The 19,822-nt window shown below is 30.4% G+C and carries 19 protein-coding genes; 6 read left to right on the plus strand and 13 right to left on the minus strand.

Annotated features, from left to right (window positions below; all coding sequences use genetic code 11):
• Positions 1 to 120 precede the first annotated feature (120 nt).
• Complete coding sequence (locus DUT90_RS06650; RefSeq protein WP_114426394.1) at positions 121 to 786, plus strand: uracil-DNA glycosylase; 666 nt, start codon at positions 121 to 123, stop codon at positions 784 to 786.
• Positions 787 to 1,056: 270 nt separating this feature from the next.
• Here the strand turns inward: DUT90_RS06650 and DUT90_RS06655 are convergent, their stop codons facing one another.
• The 10 genes from DUT90_RS06655 to rlmD form a co-directional block, all read right to left on the minus strand.
• Positions 1,057 to 1,917, minus strand: coding sequence for a substrate-binding domain-containing protein (locus DUT90_RS06655; protein WP_114426395.1), 861 nt, complete (start codon positions 1,915 to 1,917; stop codon positions 1,057 to 1,059).
• Positions 1,918 to 1,920: 3 nt separating this feature from the next.
• Positions 1,921 to 2,511, minus strand: coding sequence for a hypothetical protein (locus DUT90_RS06660; protein WP_114426396.1), 591 nt, complete (start codon positions 2,509 to 2,511; stop codon positions 1,921 to 1,923).
• Positions 2,508 to 3,377 carry a nucleoside phosphorylase gene (locus DUT90_RS06665; RefSeq protein WP_114426397.1) on the minus strand — a complete coding sequence of 290 codons (870 nt, stop codon included), beginning with the start codon at positions 3,375 to 3,377 and terminating at the stop codon, positions 2,508 to 2,510. Before DUT90_RS06665 ends, DUT90_RS06660 begins: the two co-directional genes overlap by 4 nt.
• Positions 3,378 to 4,322, minus strand: coding sequence for a DUF1835 domain-containing protein (locus DUT90_RS06670; protein WP_114426398.1), 945 nt, complete (start codon positions 4,320 to 4,322; stop codon positions 3,378 to 3,380). It abuts the gene before it with no gap.
• Between the two features lie 186 nt (positions 4,323 to 4,508).
• On the minus strand, positions 4,509 to 4,832 hold the full coding sequence (locus DUT90_RS06675; protein ID WP_114426399.1) for a translation initiation factor: 324 nt from the start codon (positions 4,830 to 4,832) through the stop codon (positions 4,509 to 4,511).
• A gap of 85 nt (positions 4,833 to 4,917) precedes the next feature.
• On the minus strand, positions 4,918 to 5,865 hold the full coding sequence (locus DUT90_RS06680) for an isopenicillin N synthase family oxygenase (RefSeq protein ID WP_114426400.1): 948 nt from the start codon (positions 5,863 to 5,865) through the stop codon (positions 4,918 to 4,920).
• A gap of 54 nt (positions 5,866 to 5,919) precedes the next feature.
• Positions 5,920 to 6,627, minus strand: a complete 708-nt coding sequence (locus DUT90_RS06685) for a DUF6048 family protein (protein WP_114426401.1) — start codon at positions 6,625 to 6,627, stop codon at positions 5,920 to 5,922.
• The gene (locus tag DUT90_RS06690; protein ID WP_258848513.1) at positions 6,608 to 7,102 is read right to left on the minus strand and encodes a DUF6452 family protein; all 495 of its coding nucleotides are present in this window, start codon (positions 7,100 to 7,102) and stop codon (positions 6,608 to 6,610) included. Before DUT90_RS06690 ends, DUT90_RS06685 begins: the two co-directional genes overlap by 20 nt.
• A complete protein-coding gene (locus DUT90_RS06695) occupies positions 7,092 to 7,382 on the minus strand; it encodes a 4a-hydroxytetrahydrobiopterin dehydratase (protein ID WP_114426402.1) in 291 nt (96 codons plus the stop codon). Before DUT90_RS06695 ends, DUT90_RS06690 begins: the two co-directional genes overlap by 11 nt.
• 140 nt (positions 7,383 to 7,522) lie before the next feature.
• Positions 7,523 to 8,977: a 23S rRNA (uracil(1939)-C(5))-methyltransferase RlmD gene (gene rlmD / locus DUT90_RS06700; RefSeq protein WP_114426403.1), complete on the minus strand. Its 1,455-nt coding sequence runs from the start codon at positions 8,975 to 8,977 to the stop codon at positions 7,523 to 7,525.
• 422 nt (positions 8,978 to 9,399) lie between these two features.
• Between rlmD and rocD the strand changes: the two genes are divergently transcribed.
• Positions 9,400 to 10,677, plus strand: a complete 1,278-nt coding sequence (gene rocD, locus DUT90_RS06705) for an ornithine--oxo-acid transaminase (protein ID WP_114426404.1) — start codon at positions 9,400 to 9,402, stop codon at positions 10,675 to 10,677.
• Positions 10,678 to 10,796: 119 nt separating this feature from the next.
• Positions 10,797 to 11,234, plus strand: a complete 438-nt coding sequence (locus tag DUT90_RS06710; RefSeq protein ID WP_114426405.1) for a DUF5362 family protein — start codon at positions 10,797 to 10,799, stop codon at positions 11,232 to 11,234.
• A gap of 20 nt (positions 11,235 to 11,254) precedes the next feature.
• Here DUT90_RS06710 and DUT90_RS06715 read toward each other — a convergent pair whose 3' ends face one another.
• Both DUT90_RS06715 and DUT90_RS06720 read right to left on the minus strand, forming a co-directional pair.
• Positions 11,255 to 13,840, minus strand: coding sequence for an AsmA family protein (locus DUT90_RS06715; protein ID WP_114426406.1), 2,586 nt, complete (start codon positions 13,838 to 13,840; stop codon positions 11,255 to 11,257).
• A gap of 142 nt (positions 13,841 to 13,982) precedes the next feature.
• The gene (locus DUT90_RS06720) at positions 13,983 to 14,300 is read right to left on the minus strand and encodes a YbaB/EbfC family nucleoid-associated protein (RefSeq protein ID WP_114426407.1); all 318 of its coding nucleotides are present in this window, start codon (positions 14,298 to 14,300) and stop codon (positions 13,983 to 13,985) included.
• A 125-nt stretch (positions 14,301 to 14,425) separates the two neighbouring features.
• On the opposite strand from DUT90_RS06720, the gene DUT90_RS06725 reads away from it, so the two are divergent.
• The 3 genes from DUT90_RS06725 (at position 14,426) to DUT90_RS06735 (ending at position 18,955) form a co-directional block, all read left to right on the plus strand.
• Positions 14,426 to 16,531, plus strand: a complete 2,106-nt coding sequence (locus DUT90_RS06725; protein ID WP_114426408.1) for a S9 family peptidase — start codon at positions 14,426 to 14,428, stop codon at positions 16,529 to 16,531.
• A gap of 96 nt (positions 16,532 to 16,627) precedes the next feature.
• Positions 16,628 to 17,623 (plus strand): PLP-dependent cysteine synthase family protein, encoded by a 996-nt coding sequence (locus DUT90_RS06730; RefSeq protein ID WP_114426409.1) that lies wholly within the window; start codon positions 16,628 to 16,630, stop codon positions 17,621 to 17,623.
• Between the two features lie 84 nt (positions 17,624 to 17,707).
• Complete coding sequence (locus DUT90_RS06735; RefSeq protein WP_114426410.1) at positions 17,708 to 18,955, plus strand: pyridoxal phosphate-dependent aminotransferase family protein; 1,248 nt, start codon at positions 17,708 to 17,710, stop codon at positions 18,953 to 18,955.
• A gap of 63 nt (positions 18,956 to 19,018) precedes the next feature.
• Here DUT90_RS06735 and ttcA read toward each other — a convergent pair whose 3' ends face one another.
• A complete protein-coding gene (gene ttcA, locus DUT90_RS06740; protein ID WP_114426411.1) occupies positions 19,019 to 19,816 on the minus strand; it encodes a tRNA 2-thiocytidine(32) synthetase TtcA in 798 nt (265 codons plus the stop codon).
• Positions 19,817 to 19,822 lie beyond the last annotated feature (6 nt).

A 19,822-nucleotide genomic window follows, 5' to 3' on the forward strand; every position in this document is an offset into this window, starting at 1 on the left:
TTGTATCTTTGATATACGAGACTCAACCTTGGTATTATTTTATCAATTAAAAATTTAATTTTTACCTTTTAAATTGATGAAAATGACGGTTCAGCTTAACTTTTACAAAAATAAGAAACAATGAATGTAAAAATTGCGGATAGTTGGAAAAATATTTTACAATCTGAATTTGAAAAACCTTACTTTAAAGAATTGATAAATTTTGTAAAAACAGAATATCAAACTTTTACGTGCTACCCTAAGGGAAAAGATATTTTTGCTGCCTTTGACCATTGTGCTTTTGATGATATAAAAGTGGTTATTATTGGTCAAGATCCATATCACGGACCAAACCAAGCTAATGGGTTATGCTTTTCTGTACAGGATGGTATTGCGCATCCGCCATCACTTATTAATATTTTTAAAGAAATAGGTACAGATTTACATACTGATTATCCACAAAGTGGAAATTTAGAAAAGTGGGCAAAACAAGGGGTGTTACTATTAAATGCAACGTTAACCGTAAGAGCGCATGAAGCTGGTAGTCATCAAAAAAAGGGTTGGGAAACCTTTACAGATGCAGTAATTCAGAAGATTTCTGATAAGAGAGAAAATGTAATTTTTTTACTTTGGGGAGGGTTTGCTAAGAAAAAAGTTAAATTGATAAGTGGTGAAAAACATCATATTTTGACTTCTGGCCATCCTTCTCCTTTAAGTGCTAATAGAGGCTATTGGTTTGGGAATAAGCATTTTTCAAAAGTCAATCATATTTTAAAATCGCTTGATTTAAAACAAATTGATTGGTAGTTTTCAAACCACTTAAAAAAGAAGTTTTGTGTACACTAAACACACAAAATAAGTGTAAAAAAACACTTAAAAAAAGTTATTTTTTACAATATGATAATATCTATCAGCTATTTTAAAAAAGTTCTATTTTTTCAATAGAAGTTACAGTTGTTATATTATTATCTGCAAGACCACAACGCTTTGATGTGCTTCTACAAGAAGAAAAACAGATAATTCCTATTAGACAAATTGCAATAAATACTATTTTTTTCATACGAATTATTTTACGGGTTAAATGTACATATTTTTTATGAACATTGCAGAATTTTTCTTCTCTTCAATAACGTTAAAAGTAACCATTTTATTTTGTATTCTAGTAACTAAATTCTTGCTCATAGGCTTGCCATCATTCCATTCAGTAATTTTCAACCATTGTTGAATATCTTCTAATTGTTGGCCATATCTTTTGGCTAAAATTTTATCAATAGTTTTTATCTTTTTAAAACTTTTAGTTTCTTTATTTATAATATCTAGTACTTTTTTTACTTCATTAAAGTTGTTTTCTATCACTTCGTTTCTTACTGCAATTACAAAACAAGGCCAAGGAGTAGGGCAGTCATCAATCCTTCTAAAAGTTCCGTCATCAACTAGGGGTTTGGTAGTAAAATGTTCCCACATAAAATAATCAGCATCTCCTGTGGTAAGGGCATCTATACCTCCTTGTAAGTTACCAACTACTTTAAATTTTAATTTGCTAATATCCCAACCTTGGTTGTGAGCATTTACAATTGCCATTAAGTGTGAACCAGAACCAAATCTACTAATTGCAATTGTAGCATGCTCTAAATCTTCAATTTTTTTGAATGGCGATTGAGCACCAACATGAATACCCCAAATAAGGGGAGATTTTACAAAAGTTTGTGCAATTTTAGAAGGGTTTCCTGCGCCAATGTCTTTAAGAATACCTTCTGTTAAAACGATAGCAATATCTACAGTACCATCTCTAAGTGCCTTACACATTTGTCCTGTTCCACCAGGATAATCTTGCCATCTTAAATTGATGTTGTATTTACTATATTCTTTATTTTTTAGGGTAATGTACCATGGATAGTTAAAATGCTCTGGTACACCACCAACTTTTAAATTTATCATAAATTAACGAACTGTAAAATTATATATTTGTGTCTTTTCTTGTATGCCATCATCAAAAAATAATGGTATTTCATATGAAAACTCTGTACAATCTCTATTTTTAATACTAGAATTAGCGTAAAAATTATAAATACTAAATCTATAATTACCACTATCTTTTAAAATTACACCAAAATTGTATTGGTAAGCATTTGCAGCACTGTCAAAAACAAAACGTGTAAGAATAGAACCATTTGAAGTAGAAATAGTTCCTTTTTTTTCAATCAAAAAAGAACCAAAATTTAAAGAATTGTATGCATCAAAATTGTTTTTAAATTCTGTGATAATAACATCATCAAAACCATATATATCGTCTAATTCTAATGAAACAAAATTGCCCATATTATCATTTTGTTCCTTTTTTAAATCAAGCGAAATCCAAATAGTGTCATTTGTAAATAAGTCTGTTTTTCTAGTTATTTTTATAAAGTTATCCTCTGTAGTAATAAAGGATGTTTCATTTTCACAATTGATAATGTCTTCACACTGAAAACTAGTAATTATAAAAAATAAACATATGAGCACTATTTTAGTGGTTTTAGATTTTAAAATCATATGGTTAGCTTTTCTAATGTATAGGCAATTAAGCTTTCAATTACTTTATTGGGGTTTTTACTAAAAGTACCATTGGCTCTGTTTGCAATAATTGCGTTTAATGAGCACGCTTTGTGCCCTAACAGTTTTGATAGACCATAAATAGCAGCTGTTTCCATTTCTAAATTGGTTATTCTGTGATGTTCAAAATTGAAAGTATCAATTTTACTATTTAAATTGTTATCCTGTAGCGCTAGTCTTAGTATTCTTCCTTGCGGGCCATAAAACCCTCCAGCTGTAGCTGTGATGCCTGTATAGATATTTGAAGAAACAAAAGTATCTGCTAAGGTTTTACTACAGGAAATAAGAAGAGGAGTAGCTTTTTTAGTACTCCAATTTGTATGTTTTACAAAAGCATTTTCAATATTAGGGTTGCCAATATTTTCTACATGATAAGAATGTAACATTCCGTTTAAATCTAATCCGTAACTACTCATTAAAAAAGAATCTATAGGAATATCATTTTGTAAGGCTCCAGAAGTTCCTATTCTAATAATATTGAGTGAAGTTAACTTTTTTTTAGGTTTTTTAGTTTCTAAATCTATGTTTACCAAAGCATCCAGTTCATTCAATACAATATCTATATTGTCTGGACCAATACCTGTAGATATTACAGACAATCTTTTATTTTTGTATAGCCCTGTAGTTGTTTTAAATTCACGTTTTTGAGTAGTAAATTCAATACTATCAAAGTGTTTGGTAATTTTGGTAACTCTATCTTGATCTCCAACAAAAATGATGTCTTTAGCAATATGCGTAGGCTTTAGATTCAAATGGTAGACACTTCCATCTGTATTTAAGATGAGTTCAGAAGATTTTATAGACATTTATGAGGTAATTTGCAGCAGTTTTTCTGTTGTGGTATTAAATAAAAAACTATATTTTTTTGTACCTCCAAGATAGGCATTATCATTTCGAAGTGTGCCATAGTAACTAGTTTGACCTTCTAAAATTTTGTTCCCTTTTTTAGATAATTTTACAGGATGAAATGACTCGAATAATTTTTGAAGTTGATCAATTTTGTATTTAAACTGAAGATCTCCAAAACCGTAAGTGGTATCTTCTTTTAAAATTTGCGAAATTAACGCATTTTTAGAAGATAACTTTTTGGTGTTTGCAGTGTTTAAAATATTATTTTCAATAGCGTTTAATCCGTTATATATAGTAGGGAAACGTCTTAAATGAGCTTCTAAAGCGGTAGTTAAATATTGAAAAGGAGACATTGGGTTGTATCTGTACACCGTTTCTAATCTTAGCGGAGAATTTGCACAATACAATTGCCAAATATAGTCTGCATATTCAATATCATCTTGGGTTAAGCAAACTCTATTTTTATAATATTGATCTATCTGATTTGCTGTAAGTTCTCCTATACTTTTTAATTTTTTAGAACCCTTAACTTTTCCACTACAAACTAAAGAAATATGATGGCCTTTTCTGTGTGATTTTAACCAACTAAGTACAGCCAACATATTAATTTGACAAAATAAATCGTATTCAAACCAAAGTATAATTTCTTTGTTATCCTTTTTATTACAAAGGTTTCTGTACTCTTTAACCGTAAAATCTATAAACCTTTTTTTGCTAACCTTATAAGAAGTTTTAAAAAAAACGAATCTATTTTTCCAAAAAGATTCACTACCAACGTCTGCTGTAGTTTTTCCTTCACATAACATCTCTCTCCACGTAATAAACTCTCCACTAAATTTAAGTTTTTTTAGATAGTTGGTAGTACTATCTCCGTTAGTTATATGTAAAACAGCTGGATTCATTTTATAAATAAACTATTTTTTACGATTGATATTTTAAAACGATGAAAAATATCGAATTTAATTTTTAAAACTCGTTACTATTTATGATTTAAAATTGTTTTAATGTATCAGTTCTAATGATTTTTTTATTTTCTATACAAACTGTAACCATTTCATTAAAATCTATAATAGAATTTTAAATCATAATTAACCTCCAACACGTTTTACTTTAAATCCTTTTTCTTTAAGCATTATCATTATTCGGTCTCTATAATCTCCTTGAATAATAATTTTATCATCTTTAAAACTGCCACCAACAGAAAGCTTAGTTTTTATTTCTTTAGCTAAAATCTTAAAGTCAGATGTTGCTCCTGTATATCCTTCTAGTATTGTAATTGGTTTTCCTTTTCTCTTTTCATATTTGCAAATTATAGGATCGTCTTGTAACCAAATATTAGATTTTTCTTTTACAGGTTCAGGTTTTTCTTGGTGTTCTGGAAATAAATTTTTTAACTGATCTCTTAAGTCCATTTCTATTTTTCTAAATTGGTTTGTAGTGTATAGGTGTTGTTTAAAATGCTAGACAAAATAATCATGTCTTACATTACTATAAAAACTACTTTTTTAATCCTAATTCTTTTAAGCGTTCATTTAAAAACTCCCCAGCAGTAATATCTTCAAACTGTTTTGGGTTTTTTGCATTAATACAATTTGGTAAAACATCTAATTTCATATCTGAAATTGGATGCATAAAAAACGGAATAGAATAGCGTGATGTATCCCACATCTCTTTAGGTGGATTTACCACTCTATGAATGGTAGATTTTAGCTTGTTGTTGCTGTGACGAGAAAGCATATCTCCAACATTTATCATCAATTCATCTGGGGCAGCCATTGCATCTATCCAATCTCCTTTATGATTTTGAACTTGAAGCCCTTTTCCTTGTGCACCCATTAACAACGTTATTAAATTGATATCTCCATGAGCAGCGGCTCTTTCTGCTCCTTGAGGCTCAGTTTTTATAGGTGGATAATGAATTGGACGTAAAATACTATTTCCGTTTTTAATATAATCATCAAAATAGGTTTCTTCTAAACCCAAGTGTAACGCTAGAGAACGCAAAACATATTTTGCTGTTTTTTCTAGCATTTGATAGGTTTTTTTACCGATTTCATTAAATTTAGGGAGTTCTTCCACAATAACATTGTCTGGATATTCTTCAGCATATTTGGAATCTTTTGCAACGTATTGACCAAAATGCCAAAACTCTTTTAAATCTCCTTCTTTTTTACCCTTTGCAGATTCTTTACCAAATGAAACATAGCCTCTTTGACCGCCTATTTCAGGAATTTCATATTTCTTTTTTGTAGCCAATGGCAAGTCAAAAAAGTTTTTTACTTCAGCATATAGTTCTTTTACTAATGCATCATTTAAAAAATGACCTTTTAAAGCCACAAAACCAATATTTTCATATGCGTGACCAATTTCATTAATAAAATTTTGTTTTTTTTGATTGTCTTCTGATAGAAAATCGGCTAAATCTACACTTGGTATTTTATTCATTCTAATGATTGATTTTACAAAAGATTATAAATTTACTAAAAAAAGTAAACGGTATTACTTTTTTTGAAAAGGAATTAAGTAGCTAATCGTATAATTAAATCCAAAACCAGTACCACCTTTAAAAACTCTATTAAAACCAGGAGCAAACAACGATTGAAAATTATCAGGATCTTTAATACTCATCAATATTTTATAAGAGCCACTAAATGAAATAAATACATTTTTTAGTGTTTCTGTTCTAAACCCTACAACAATTTCAGACCAATGTGCATTTAGGTTTTTTGTGGTAATTGGGGTATTAATTTCTACAGCAGGAAAATAAGAGGTATTTACATTTGGGGTATAACTGTTAAGGGTTTGTTCAAAATTACTATAGCCATAACGATATCCTACAAAAATCTCGTTGTTCATGTCTAACCAGTTTTTATACGTATTTAGGTTAAAACCTACTCTTATATAGTTGCCTTTTGCAGTAGAATTTGAAAAATCTTCTTTAGTAGTTTCTTCTTCAAAACCTACCTCTACAGCAGCGTAAAAGTTTTTAGAGAGCCTGTAATCTCCAACAATTTCAAAGCCTGTAAAGGTATCATCAAACTGTGCTTTAATTGGTTTACTAATGTCTACACCCAAACGTAAACCATAGTTTGTTTTATAAACTAAGGTATCTTTTTCAATAGAAGGTACACTATCTTTTTGTTGTTCTTGAGATACCCCATCTACAACAACAAAAAGAAAAGTGATGCTAATGAAAAATTTGTACATGTGCTGCATTTTGATTGTCTATTGTAAATGTATTTTGAGTAAAATCTAAAATCCAACCGTCATTTTCTGGTGAAAAATTAACATCATTAAAATTGATTTTGAATCCGCAAGAACGAGAAACATGAATTTCTTCTGTTGTATAAGATACTGTAAATGTTGCTATTTGATTGGTAGCAATATTGCCATTTTGATTGTTCATCTTTAAGGTGTAAACAGTGCTGTTGCTAAGAGAATTTAGAGGAATAGCTATACTGTCTGAAGTAAAATTGGTAAATAAACTGTCTGTTTTACTTGCTGCAATAATAGACAATCTTTCAACGTTTTTTACAGTTTCTCTGTTTACATTATCGTAAAAACGTAATACTAAATTAGGTGTAACTGGATTTTGTAAGCAGAAATCGTCTTTTTCACAAGCCGTATTTATAAGCAGTAGTAGACCTAATAAAACACTTATTTTTTTAAAATTAATCTTCAACTTCTACAATCTTATTAATAGCTTCTGCCAATTTAAAATCTAATTCTGTAACGCCGTCTGCATCATGAGTAGTTAGTGTAATATCTAACGTATTGTACACATTAGTCCATTCTGGATGATGATTTAATGCCTCACATTCAAAAGCAATTCTACTCATTGCAGACATACAATCTTTAAAATTATCAAATTCAAAATCGGTATGCAAAGCATCATCATAATAATCCCAGTCGGTAAGATTTTCTAATTTCTTTTGAATTTCAAATTCTGTTAGTTTTTTCATCGTATGTAGATTTTTAAAATTTGCTAGTAATTTACGTTATTAAATTAGCAAATTTACAACCTCAATATAGTAGATTTTCCATGCTAAAATAGTTCCATTTTCAGAAATAAATCTTACTTCTCTAAAAATAATTTACACTTTTAACACTTTTCAAACAAAACCACCGTTTCAATATGACTTGTATGCGGAAACTGATCTACCAAACTAATTTTTTTGATTTGATAACCAGCATCTCTAAGTAATTCTGTATCTCTGGCTTGTGTAGCTGGGTTACAAGAAACATATACCATTCTATCTGCATTTAATTCAATGATTTTTTTTAAGGTTTTTGGTACAATTCCTGCTCTAGCAGGATCTAAAATGATGGTTTTAATTTTGTTTTGATATTCTGGGTGTTGTTGTAAAAATTTACCTACATCTGCAGCATAAAACTGTAAACCATCAATATTGTTTCTTTGGGCATTTTTCTTTGCATCTTCTATGGCAGAAGCTACAATATCTACTCCAATAATTTTTGCATTATCACTCTTAGAGGCCACAATTTGCCCAATGGTTCCTGTGCCACAAAACAAATCCATCACTACAGTATTGTCTACTTTGGATTTATCTTCTAAAACATAATCAACTACTTTTGTGTAGAGTTTTTCTGCGGATTTTGGATTGGTCTGAAAAAAGCTTTTCATGCTAATTTCAAAGTTTAAGCCTAAGAGTTCTTCAACAATTTTGTCTTTACCGTAAATTAGATCAATGCTTCCAGAAGTAGCAATGGTTCTATCTCCAACCTCATCATTTATAGTATGTAATAAACCAGCAACTCTATCTCCAAATAACTCTACTAAAAAATTAGCAAATTTATTTAAATCGAACTTAGACAAATCATAAGATGTAGTGACTAAATTGAATAGTAATTCATTAGTTTTGTACGATTTTCGTACCACAAAATACCTAAAAAAACCTTCTTTTTTAGGTCCGTGCCAAGGCTGTAAACCTGTTTCTAAGCAATATTTACGAATGTTAATTAAGTTGTCTTCTAATTGTTTGTCAAACAAACCAGAATCTTTGTCTAAATTATCGCCCATCCACCAAACACCACGCCTTTTAAAACCTAGCGTAAATTCGTCTTTGTCTGTTTTGTTAATTCTGTCATAACCAATAGCAGAGAAACCATATTCCATTTTGTTTCTGTAATGAAACACGTTTGGCGAAGTAATAAACTCATCAAACAAATCTTCAATATTGTTAACTTTACCAATTCTTTTAAACAATGATAAAGTACTTTCTTTTTTATATTGATGTTGTAAGTCTATTGGCAATTGAATGTAGGGAGCTCCAGGAATATCTTGAAACGGTACTTCAACTTCATCTTCAGAAGGCTGTAAAACATCTATCAATTTGGCTTCAGCATATTTTTTGCTTGTTTTCTTAATTTGAGCTTTTACCAATTGCCCTGGTAATGTATTGGGTACAAAAACTACAAAACTACCCTCGTCTGAATTAATTCTTGCAATTCCTTTTCCGCCAAAAGCATAATCTTCTATGTTAAGTTCTAAAATCTGATTTCTTTTAACGAATTTATTGCGTTCTCTACGTGGCATTTTTGTGTTTTTATGAGATTGCAAAATTAGGTAAAGAAATTGAGAAAAGGTGTTACTAGAATTAAAAAACGATGAACCTAAAAAAAGAAATAGGATAGTTATAATATTGGTGTTTTTAAAGAAGCAATATGCGTTAGGGATTGAACGGTTTGTTTGAGCTCTTTTTTGATTTGTCTTTTGACAGAAATTTACTTTTTTTACAATTTTATATTTAAGACAAACTAAAAAAAGCGAGTAGTGAAAGCCCGACCTTTAGGGAACGCCCTGAACTTTGTGTGCTCTAGAACTGACTTTTAATAGATTTTCATTATTTTTGTAGTACTTCAGGGATGATTTCTTTCCCACGCTGAATTTTCGGTACGTACTGAAAGGATAAAGGTAGAACAGGAATGTTTTTAGTATAAACATTTAAAGTTAAAAAAATGGCTGTTTTAGACAAGTTAAGCTCGCAAGAAGCAATTGAATTAGAAAATAAGTATGGTGCGCATAATTATCATCCACTGCCTGTAGTTTTAAGTAGAGGAGAGGGTGTGTATGTTTGGGACGCAGAAGGAAAACGTTATTATGATTTTTTATCTGCGTATTCTGCTGTAAATCAAGGTCATTGTCATCCTAAAATTGTAAATGCAATGATAAATCAGGCAAATACATTAACCTTAACATCTCGTGCTTTTTACAATGATATGTTGGGTAAATATGAAAAATTTGCAACAGATTTGTTTGGTTTTGATAAGTTATTGCCCATGAATACTGGGGCAGAAGCTGTGGAAACGGCATTAAAAATTGCAAGAAAATGGGCATATGAAGTAAAAGGAATTGACGAAAATAAAGCCGAAATTGTAGTCTGCGAAAATAATTTTCATGGAAGAACTACCACAATAATTTCATTTTCTAATGATCCTGTGGCGCGTAAGAATTTTGGACCTTATACCAAGGGTTTTGTAAAAATTGAATATGATAATTTGCAAGAGTTACAGGAGGTGTTAGAAAACAACCCAAATGTTGCTGCATTTTTGGTAGAGCCTATTCAAGGTGAAGCTGGTGTTTACGTTCCTTCTGAAGGTTATTTGGCTGCAGCAAAACAATTGTGTGAAGATTATAATGTTTTGTTTATAGCTGATGAAGTACAAACGGGAATTGCAAGAACAGGACGTTTGTTAGCAACTTGTGGTAATTGTACTTGTGATGATAAAAATTGCTCTGGTACCCCAGAGGTAAAACCAGATATACTAATATTAGGAAAAGCATTGAGTGGCGGTGCATACCCTGTTTCTGCTGTGTTGGCAAATGATACCATTATGAATGTTATAAAACCAGGTAATCATGGATCTACTTTTGGTGGAAACCCTGTTGCGGCAGCTGTTGCTATTGCAGCGTTAACTGTTGTTGCAGATGAAAAACTAGCAGAAAATGCTGATAGGTTAGGGAAAATTTTTAGAGCAGAATTAACTGAGTTTTGTAAGAACAATCATTTAGTTGAGTCTGTAAGAGGAAAAGGGTTGTTGAATGCCATTTTAATAAATGATTCTGAAGAGAGTTCTACGGCCTGGGATATTTGTATAAAACTTAGAGATAATGGTTTGTTGGCAAAACCAACTCACGGAAATATCATTCGTTTTGCACCTCCATTGGTTATGAATGAAGCTCAATTAAAAGATTGTATTGCTATTATAAAGAAAACAATTACTGAGTTTGATTAAAAAAATATTGCTATAAATGTTCGATTATCATGTTTTTCTTCTCAGGAGTTGAAATTTTAGTCGTGTATTTATAGCTTTTTTTTACATTTGAGAACAACACCAAATTAAAAATACAGATTATGCACAACCCAATTACACAATTAGAACAATTAACTTTAAATAGTGCTTCTAAACGATTTTTAAAAGAAACGGCTAAATGGTCTTTTTTTCTTTCTATTATTGGGTTTGTACTAATTTTTTTATTGTTAATTTTAGCAGCGTTTTCTACAACTATTTTTGGTCTAGCAGCTCAATTGCAACCTGGTGTACCAGAAAGTACTGGACTTATTATGACTGTGGTTTACTTGGTGTTTGCTGTCATTTACTTTTTTCCTGTATATTATTTATTACAGTTTTCTAATAAAATGAAAACTGCATTGTCTACAAAAAATGAAGAAACTTTAGCCAATGCTTTTAAACTTTTAAAGTCTCATTACAAGTTTATAGGGGTGTTTACCATTATAACTATTTCTCTATATGCGTTACTTTTTGTGGTTTCTATGTTAGGTGCATTATAGTAGATAGTAGACTAAAAATATTAATTTCCATTATTTTTCTTTTTACCAAAAAGACCTTTTAAAGCATCTTTAACTTTGTCTTTTGTATCGTCTGTTTTGGTAGAATCTTTTTTGCCATTTAATAAGTCTTTTAACTTATTTTTTCCTTGATTTAAAAGATTTTGCTTTTGTTTTTCTGCCAAATCTTTAACTAAGTTTGAAGTGGCATTTTTTAGGTTAGATTCAAATTTTGGACTAGCAAAACTACCTGTTAAATTTCCTTGTACAGGAATACTTTTAATACTTGCAGCATCTTTAGGTGTTAATTTAGATAGTAATGTTGTTACCTCAGTACCTAGGTATTTTACAGGAATATCAAAGTTGATATCGTAGTTCATAACATTGTCAAAACTATGTTTTCCGCCAACTTCAACAGTTATGTCATTGTATTTAATAGGTATCGGTTTTACAGTAACTTGTCCGTCTTTAAAGGATAAGAAAGCGTTTATACCATCTAAGTTTAATTTATTAATATCTAAAAAGTCAATTTTATTACTTAATAAACTGAGTACTTTAGAATTGTTTTTGTTCAGTTCAGGATTTAATAATTTACCAAACAACTCACCAGACAGTGTTTTTAAATTAGGAGTCATATCTTGATTTAAAACTCCAGAAAGCTTAATAGTAGAGTTGATTTTGCCCTCTATAGTTTTGGCAATAGGAGCAATAGCCTTTAGCATTTCTAAATTACCAAAAGATTCAGAAATATTAAGTTCAGATAAATTTAACCCCATATTAAATTTAGGTGTTTTTTCTTTTGTAGAGACGTTACCATCAAAAGCTATTTTACCTCCAAAAACATCCGATTTTAAGTTTTGTAAATCAACAGTTTGGTCGTGTATGTATAAATCTCCTGAGACGTTATTTAAGTTAATATTGTCATACACTACCTTTTTAGCATTTGCAGAAAATTTACAATCCAAAAAAGCAGGAATTTTTAGGCTTCCTGCAGATTCACTAGTATTGGTTTGGGTTTCTTCGGTTAAAAAATCTGAAATCTTAAAATTATTAGAATTTAAATTAAACTTTCCTTTTAAAACTTCATCTTTAAATACAAAACCATATAAATTATCAATTTTACCTGTAACGGCTAAATCAGATCCACCTGTTTTTGCAGAAAACTCTTTGAGTTCTATAACAGATGAATTGAATGTTAATGTTGTCTTATTTATAAAAAAAGGATTTGCAACATCTTTTCCGTTATATTTAAAATTGTCTACAGAAATGGTTCCTGAGTTGTCTATATTTTGGTAGTTCTTTTTTTCTACGGCATTCATGTCAAAACGTGTAGAAACGTTAGCTGTAAGTATACCTTCTAATTTTTTTTCTAAGGATACAGGGTAGACTTTCCCAATATTTGCTAAATTAATGGTTCCTTCTGCACTAAGATTTAACTTAGGATTTGTGGTAAGGTTTTTTACATTTCCTTTTGCAGAAAATACATCTTCATCAATTTTAAAATTAAGCGTATTTACAGTAATGTATGTGTCTTTTGTGTTTCCTGTTTTATTTAAAATTTGAGTGTTGATATTAATGTTTTGGACAGATTTCGGTAAATCTGCGTATTTAAACATTGCATTTTTAGAATTAATGTTTATAGTAAAATTAGGTATTGTGTTTTCTGATAACGTTCCTTTTACGATACCTTCTAAATCAAAATTACCCTTAGTTTCTATAGTGTTTAAATTTCCAGAAAACTCTTCTGGCACTAAAGCTAATGCATTTTTAAAAGATGATGTTGGAGTTTTAAAATGGATATCATACAATTGGTTATCATCAATCAATTGAATAAAACCATCAAAAGCTAATGGCAATTGATTGATGTATCCTGTATTTTTTTTAAAAGTGTACTTAGCGTTTTTTAAATCCATTTCTAAAACAGCATCTAAAGAAACGTTAACCTTATTAATAAAATTGGTTTTATCTATAGCAAACGATAAATACCCTGTAGATTTTGTGTCTAAATTAAAAATATCTTCTTTAAAATTACCTTTACCAGAGTGTACTATGTCAGCAACACTTAAATTCATTTTAGTGGCTCTGTCTATATAGTTAAAATCTATATTTTCTAGTTGATAGTCATTAATATTAAATGAAAAAGAACTGTTAGCATTGGTATTTACGTCGGCTTCATCTTTCTTTGCAATATCATAATTACCCAATCCACCTTCATTAAAAATAATATTTATTGCTCCGTTAGAAGTACTTATGCTTTGAATAGCAATACTTTCATCTGGTTTTTTGAAAAGTTCAGTAATTTTCATATCCAAACTTAATTTTTTAGCTTTAAATAAAGTGTCACCTATAAATGGAGCTTTGTTGGCAACTGCTACGTTGTTTACAGTTAAACTTGCTAATGGAAAATGCTTCAGTAAACTTAAGTCGCTATTTGTAAAAGAAACTTTAGCGTTTATAGAGTTGTTAATGGTATTGGTAACCATCAACACAATTTTATCTTTAAAAATAAAAGGTGCAGAAACCAACAGTACTATTACTACTAAAACAGTTACAGCAAACCATTTTGCAATTTTTTTAGATAAAGATTTTTTCTTTTTATTGTTAGCCATGAATGTAAAGTTTAATAGAAAATATAAACAAAGATACTTTAACTGTAAAAGTAACTTTGTTTATATGATGTTAAAAATAGCTCAAAAAATGCAAAGATAATTCTTTAGAATAATAGCAAAAACGTAGTACTGTTTGTAGAATTTAAAACCCCATTCCTGATATATTTGGCATACCACTTTTTGCAGCGGCAGCCATCTCTGTTTCGTTTATTTGGGTTGCTTTTTCTATGGCTTTATTTAAGGTAATGATTAAATAATCTTCTAACTCTTCTGCATCTTGTAATAAAGTTTCATCAATAGTAATTGCTTTTACTTCTCTATTTGCAGTTACAGTTACTTTAATTTTTTGATCAGCAGAAGCCTCATCAATCAATACCGTATTTAATCTTGTTTTTGTTTCTTCTACTTTTTGTTGAGCTTCTTTAAGCTTATCCATCATTCCTCCTAAATCTCCAAACATAGTTTTATACTTTATAAGTTACAAGTAGCAAAATTACTATTTTCAGCAATACAATGAAACTATAATTGAGTGATAAATTTCTTTTTTAAATCTTACATTTGCAACCGCCCAATACTAATAGAATGATGAAAATGACTGATGCCAAAGCCCCTATAGCAGATAAAATTCCTGTTGAAATAAAAAAACACCAAGATGTAAGAGTAGATAATTATTTTTGGATGCGTTTGTCTGATGAACAAAAATTAGCTGAAATTAGAGATAATCAAACCCAAAAAGTGATTGATTATCTAGAGGAAGAAAATGCTTATTACGAAGCTGTTACCAGAGGAGCAAAAACTTTCCAAGATCAATTGTTTGAAGAGATGAAAGGTAGAATTAAAGAAGATGATGCTTCTGTACCTTATAAAAGCAATGGATATTTTTATAGTACACGTTATGAAAAGGGAAAACAATATCCTATTTATAGTAGAAAACTCGAAAACTTAGAGGCTGAAGAAGAAATTTTATTTGATGTAAATAAAATGGCAGAGGGTTTTGAGTATTATCAATTAGGAGGCTTAAATGTTTCACCTAACAATAAATTAGCGGTTTTTGCTACAGATACAGTAAGTAGAAGACAGTATTTTTTACGTATAAAAAATTTAGAAACAGGAGAGATTTATCCAGACATTATAGAAAATACGACTGGAGGCTCTGTTTGGGCCAATGATAATAAAACAATTTTCTACACAAAAAAAGATCCAATTACACTAAGAAGTATCAAAATTTTTAGACATGTGTTGGGTACACCAACTTCTGAAGATGTAGAGGTTTATCATGAAAAAGATGAAACTTTTGGCACTTATGTTACCAAATCTAAATCTAAGAAATATATTATTATAGGTTCTTATAGTACTGTTTCTACAGAAGCTCAGTTTATAAAAGCAGATAATCCAACAGAAGAGTTTACACTTTTTCAAAAAAGAGAACGAGATTTAGAATACTCTGTTTCTCATTACGGAGAGCATTTTTACATCTTAACCAACAAAGACAAGGCTACGAATTTTAAATTAATGAAAACCTCAATTCACGCTACTGAAAAAGAGAATTGGGTAGATGTCATATCTCATAGAGAAGATACTTTATTAGAAGATTTTTCTATTTTTAAAGATTTTTTAGTTTTAGAAGAACGTAACAATGGCTTAAATAAAATAAGGTTTAAAAGTTGGGACAATACAAAAGATTATTATTTACCTTTTGAAGAAGAAGCATATGCGGCAGATGTTTATGCAAACCCAGAGTTTGATACAGATATTATTCGTTATTCTTACAATTCTTTTACAACTCCTAATTCTATTATTGATTTCAATATGAAATCACAAGAAAAAGAAATAAAAAAAGAGCAAGAAGTACTAGGTGGTAAGTTTAACAAAGAAAATTACATTAGCAAGAGAGTTTGGGCAATAGCAAGAGATGGCAAAAAAATAGCGATTTGTTTGGTATATCATAAAGATACAGAATTAAATAGCAGTACGCCTCTTTTACAATACGCCTATGGTTCATACGGTTACACCATTCCAGATAGTTTTTCTACAACACGCCTAAGTTTATTAGATAGAGGTTTTGTGTACGCTTTAGCGCATATAAGAGGAAGCGAATATTTAGGAAGAGATTGGTATGAAGATGGTAAGATGTTACAAAAGAAAAATACATTTTACGATTTTATAGATTGTTCTAAATTTTTGATAGAAAATAGCTATACATCACCAAAACACCTTTACGCTATGGGTGGTTCTGCAGGTGGTCTATTAATGGGGGCAATTATCAATATGAATCCAGAATTATACAACGGAATTATTGCTGCTGTTCCCTTTGTAGATGTAGTTTCTACAATGATAGATGAAAGTATACCGCTAACTACAGGAGAATATGATGAGTGGGGAAATCCAAACAATGAAGAGTATTATCATTATATCAAATCCTATTCACCTTATGATAACGTATCCGCTAAAGCATATCCAAATATGTTAGTTACCACAGGTTTTCATGATTCGCAAGTACAGTATTGGGAACCAGCAAAGTGGGTGGCAAAATTAAGAGATTTAAAAACAGATAACAACGTTTTAATACTACATACAAATATGGAAACTGGTCATGGAGGAGCCTCAGGTAGATTTGATTCTTTAAAAGAAACTGCAAGAGATTATACCTTTTTGCTAAGTTTAGAAAACAAATTAGGATCTATAAATTAACAATGAAACATTTTTCATTTTTCATTAATAAATGTACTTTTGCCCCTGCAATCGAAAAAAGTAAAATTGTAAAACTTTTTTCGATAATTAATTAGAATGATTAGGAATCAAGGAATCACAAATTCAATATTAGAACTGGTAGGAGAGACACCTCTTATTAAACTGAATACGATTACTAAAAGCTTGCCAGGAACATATTATGCTAAGTTTGAAGCATTTAACCCAGGTCATTCTGCTAAGGATAGAATAGCACTTCATATTGTACAAGATGCAGAAAAAAAAGGAATTTTAAAGAAAGGAGCTACAATAGTAGAAACAACTTCTGGTAATACTGGGTTTAGTTTGGCAATGATAAGCATTGTTAAAGGTTATAAATGTATTTTAGCGGTTAGTGATAAATCTTCTAGAGATAAAATAGATTTATTAAAATGTATGGGAGCAGAGGTACATGTTTGTCCTGCAAATGTGCCACCAGAAGATCCTCGCTCTTATTACGAGGTAGCCAAAGCTATTCATAAAAAAACAAAAAACTCTGTATATATTAATCAATATTTTAATGAATTAAATACAGAGGCTCACTACAGAACTACTGGCCCAGAAATATGGGAACAAACTGAAGGTAAATTGACTCATATTGTAGTAGCTAGCGGAACAGGAGGTACTATTTCTGGTTCAGGACAATATTTGAAAGAGAAAAATCCAAACATAAAAATTTTAGGAGTAGACGCTATAGGTTCTGTGCTAAAAAAATATCATGAAACCAAAGAGTTAGATTTAAATGAGGTAAGTCCTTATAAAATAGAAGGATTGGGTAAAAATTTAATTCCTACCGCTACAGATTTTGATATTATTGATGTCTACGAAAAAGTCTCAGATAAAGAAGCTGCCTTACAAGCCAGAGAAATCGTAAAAACGGAAGGTATGTTTCCTGGTTACACTAGTGGAGCAGTAATGCAAGCTACAAAACAGTATGCCAAAAAAGGTATGTTTACAGAAGAAAGTGTTGTGGTACTTGTCTTTCCAGATCACGGATCTCGTTACATGAACAAGATTTATAGCGATGATTGGATGAAAGAAAATGACTTTATGTAATTTTAATTCAATTTTAATGATTTGATAAACTGCAAAAAAAACGGTTACTTTGCAGTTCTTAACAAAATCAAAAAAACAGAGAAAATGACGAAAGATTTATTTGATAAAATCGTTGCTGATAAAGGTCCTTTAGGAAACTGGGCAGAAAAAGCTGAAGGCTATTATGTGTTTCCTAAACTTGAAGGTCCAATCTCTAACAGAATGTCATTTAATGGTAAAAAAGTAGTTACTTGGAGTATTAATGACTATTTAGGTTTAGCCAATCATCCTGAAGTTTTAAAGGTTGATGGAGAGGCTGCAAGAGAGCATGGTATGGCTTACCCAATGGGGGCTAGAATGATGTCTGGACATACTCCTTATCATGAACAATTAGAGAAAGAATGTGCAGAATTTGTAGATAAAGAAAAGGCATACTTGTTAAATTTTGGGTATCAAGGTATCATGTCTGCTATAGATGCTTTAGTTACCAAAAATGATATTATTGTTTATGATGTAGATACTCATGCCTGTATTATAGATGGTGTACGTTTGCATCAAGGAAAAAGATTTGTTTACAAACACAACGACATGGAAAGCTTCGAAAAAAATATGAAGCGAGCTGTAAGAATGGCAGAGAAAACAGGGGGAGGTATTTTAGCAATATCTGAAGGTGTTTTTGGAATGAGAGGAGAGCAAGGGCGTTTAAAAGAAATTTGTGCATTAAAAGAAAAATACAATTTTCGTTTATTGGTAGATGATGCTCATGGTTTTGGAACACTTGGAGAAGGAGGTAGAGGTACTGGTTTTGAACAAGGTGTACAAGATCAAATAGACGTTTACTTTGCAACATTTGCTAAATCTATGGCAGGTATTGGTGCTTTTTTAGCAGGTAATAAAGATGTTATTCAGTTTTTACAATACAATATGCGTTCTCAAATGTTTGCTAAATCGTTGCCAATGGCAATGGTTAAAGGGTCATTAAAACGTTTGGATATGATTCGTAAAATGCCAGAATTAAAAGATAAATTATGGGAAAATACCCGTAATTTACAATCTGGTTTAAGAGCTGCTGGTTTTGATTTAGGTACAACACAAACATGTATTACTCCTGTATATTTAAAAGGAGATATTCCAGAAGCTATGGCTATGGTAAATGATTTACGAGAAAATTATGGAATATTCTGTTCTATAGTTGTGTATCCTGTGATACCAAAAGGATTAATCATTTTAAGGTTAATACCAACAGCAACACATACACAAGAAGATATAGATGAAACCATAACTGCCTTTTCAGGAATTAGAGAGAAATTAGAAAACGGTACTTACAAGAAAATTGCAGCAGCTATGATGTAATTTTTACCTATATAGAATAAAAAAACCGAGTAATTTGCTCGGTTTTTTTGTATTCTATAAACATCAATTGGCTAAAGATGTTGCAACAATTTTAGATTCTAAATTTTCAAAATCATATAAGTTGGTATCTAAGAGGTGAGAAGGAAATACATTCTGTAAAGCATTCATCATTATGGCATTTCTATTCGGGAATTCGGTTTCCCATTCAGTAATCATTTGCTTTACTTTTTTACGCTGTAAATTTTCTTGAGAACCACATAAATTACAAGGTATTATAGGGAAATTCATAAAATTAGCATAGGTTTCAATATCACTTTCTTTACAAAAAGCAAGAGGCCTTAACACAACCAAATCTCCAGTATCATTTTTAAATTTTGGTGGCATTGTTTCAAGTTTTCCTGAAAAAAATAAATTTAGAAAAAAGGTTTCTAAAATATCATTTCTATGGTGTCCTAAGGCAATTTTATTACAACCTAAGTCTTTAGCAGCTTCATATAAAGTGCCTCTTCGTAAACGAGAACATAAACTACAAGTTGTTTTTCCTTCAGGAGTTTTTTCCATTACAATTTTATAAGTATTTTTTTCTATAATTTTATAGTTAACACCTAAGTTTTCTAAATATCTAGGTAAAATTTCTTCAGGAAAATTAGGTTGTTTTTGATCTAAATTAACTGCAATTAGCTCAAATGAAATAGGTGCCACTTTTTGGAAATACAATAAAAGGTCTAATAAAGTATAACTGTCTTTTCCTCCAGAAAGACATACCATAATTTTGTCGTTTTCCTCAATCATTACATATTGCTGAATAACTTCTGCAACAGCTTTCTGTAATTTTTTAGTAACTTGTTTTAGATTTTTCATGAGCAC

The sequence above is a fragment of the Polaribacter sp. WD7 genome (genome assembly GCF_003335085.1).
Classification (GTDB): domain Bacteria; phylum Bacteroidota; class Bacteroidia; order Flavobacteriales; family Flavobacteriaceae; genus Polaribacter.

Excerpts from the sequence above, each read along its gene's own strand:
- DUT90_RS06695 (WP_114426402.1), bottom strand. The coding sequence starts at position 7,382 with ATGAAAAAACTAACAGAATTTGAAATTCAAAAGAAATTAGAAAATCTT.
- DUT90_RS06710 (WP_114426405.1), top strand. The coding sequence starts at position 10,797 with ATGCACAACCCAATTACACAATTAGAACAATTAACTTTAAATAGTGCT.
- DUT90_RS06675 (WP_114426399.1), bottom strand. The coding sequence starts at position 4,832 with ATGGACTTAAGAGATCAGTTAAAAAATTTATTTCCAGAACACCAAGAA.
- DUT90_RS06730 (WP_114426409.1), top strand. The coding sequence starts at position 16,628 with ATGATTAGGAATCAAGGAATCACAAATTCAATATTAGAACTGGTAGGA.
- DUT90_RS06670 (WP_114426398.1), bottom strand. The coding sequence starts at position 4,322 with ATGAATCCAGCTGTTTTACATATAACTAACGGAGATAGTACTACCAAC.
- DUT90_RS06715 (WP_114426406.1), bottom strand. The coding sequence starts at position 13,840 with ATGGCTAACAATAAAAAGAAAAAATCTTTATCTAAAAAAATTGCAAAA.
- DUT90_RS06685 (WP_114426401.1), bottom strand. The coding sequence starts at position 6,627 with ATGTACAAATTTTTCATTAGCATCACTTTTCTTTTTGTTGTTGTAGAT.
- DUT90_RS06650 (WP_114426394.1), top strand. The coding sequence starts at position 121 with ATGAATGTAAAAATTGCGGATAGTTGGAAAAATATTTTACAATCTGAA.
- DUT90_RS06720 (WP_114426407.1), bottom strand. The coding sequence starts at position 14,300 with ATGTTTGGAGATTTAGGAGGAATGATGGATAAGCTTAAAGAAGCTCAA.
- DUT90_RS06655 (WP_114426395.1), bottom strand. The coding sequence starts at position 1,917 with ATGATAAATTTAAAAGTTGGTGGTGTACCAGAGCATTTTAACTATCCA.
- DUT90_RS06660 (WP_114426396.1), bottom strand. The coding sequence starts at position 2,511 with ATGATTTTAAAATCTAAAACCACTAAAATAGTGCTCATATGTTTATTT.
- DUT90_RS06725 (WP_114426408.1), top strand. The coding sequence starts at position 14,426 with ATGAAAATGACTGATGCCAAAGCCCCTATAGCAGATAAAATTCCTGTT.
- DUT90_RS06735 (WP_114426410.1), top strand. The coding sequence starts at position 17,708 with ATGACGAAAGATTTATTTGATAAAATCGTTGCTGATAAAGGTCCTTTA.
- ttcA (WP_114426411.1), bottom strand. The coding sequence starts at position 19,816 with ATGAAAAATCTAAAACAAGTTACTAAAAAATTACAGAAAGCTGTTGCA.
- DUT90_RS06665 (WP_114426397.1), bottom strand. The coding sequence starts at position 3,377 with ATGTCTATAAAATCTTCTGAACTCATCTTAAATACAGATGGAAGTGTC.
- rlmD (WP_114426403.1), bottom strand. The coding sequence starts at position 8,977 with ATGCCACGTAGAGAACGCAATAAATTCGTTAAAAGAAATCAGATTTTA.
- rocD (WP_114426404.1), top strand. The coding sequence starts at position 9,400 with ATGGCTGTTTTAGACAAGTTAAGCTCGCAAGAAGCAATTGAATTAGAA.
- DUT90_RS06680 (WP_114426400.1), bottom strand. The coding sequence starts at position 5,865 with ATGAATAAAATACCAAGTGTAGATTTAGCCGATTTTCTATCAGAAGAC.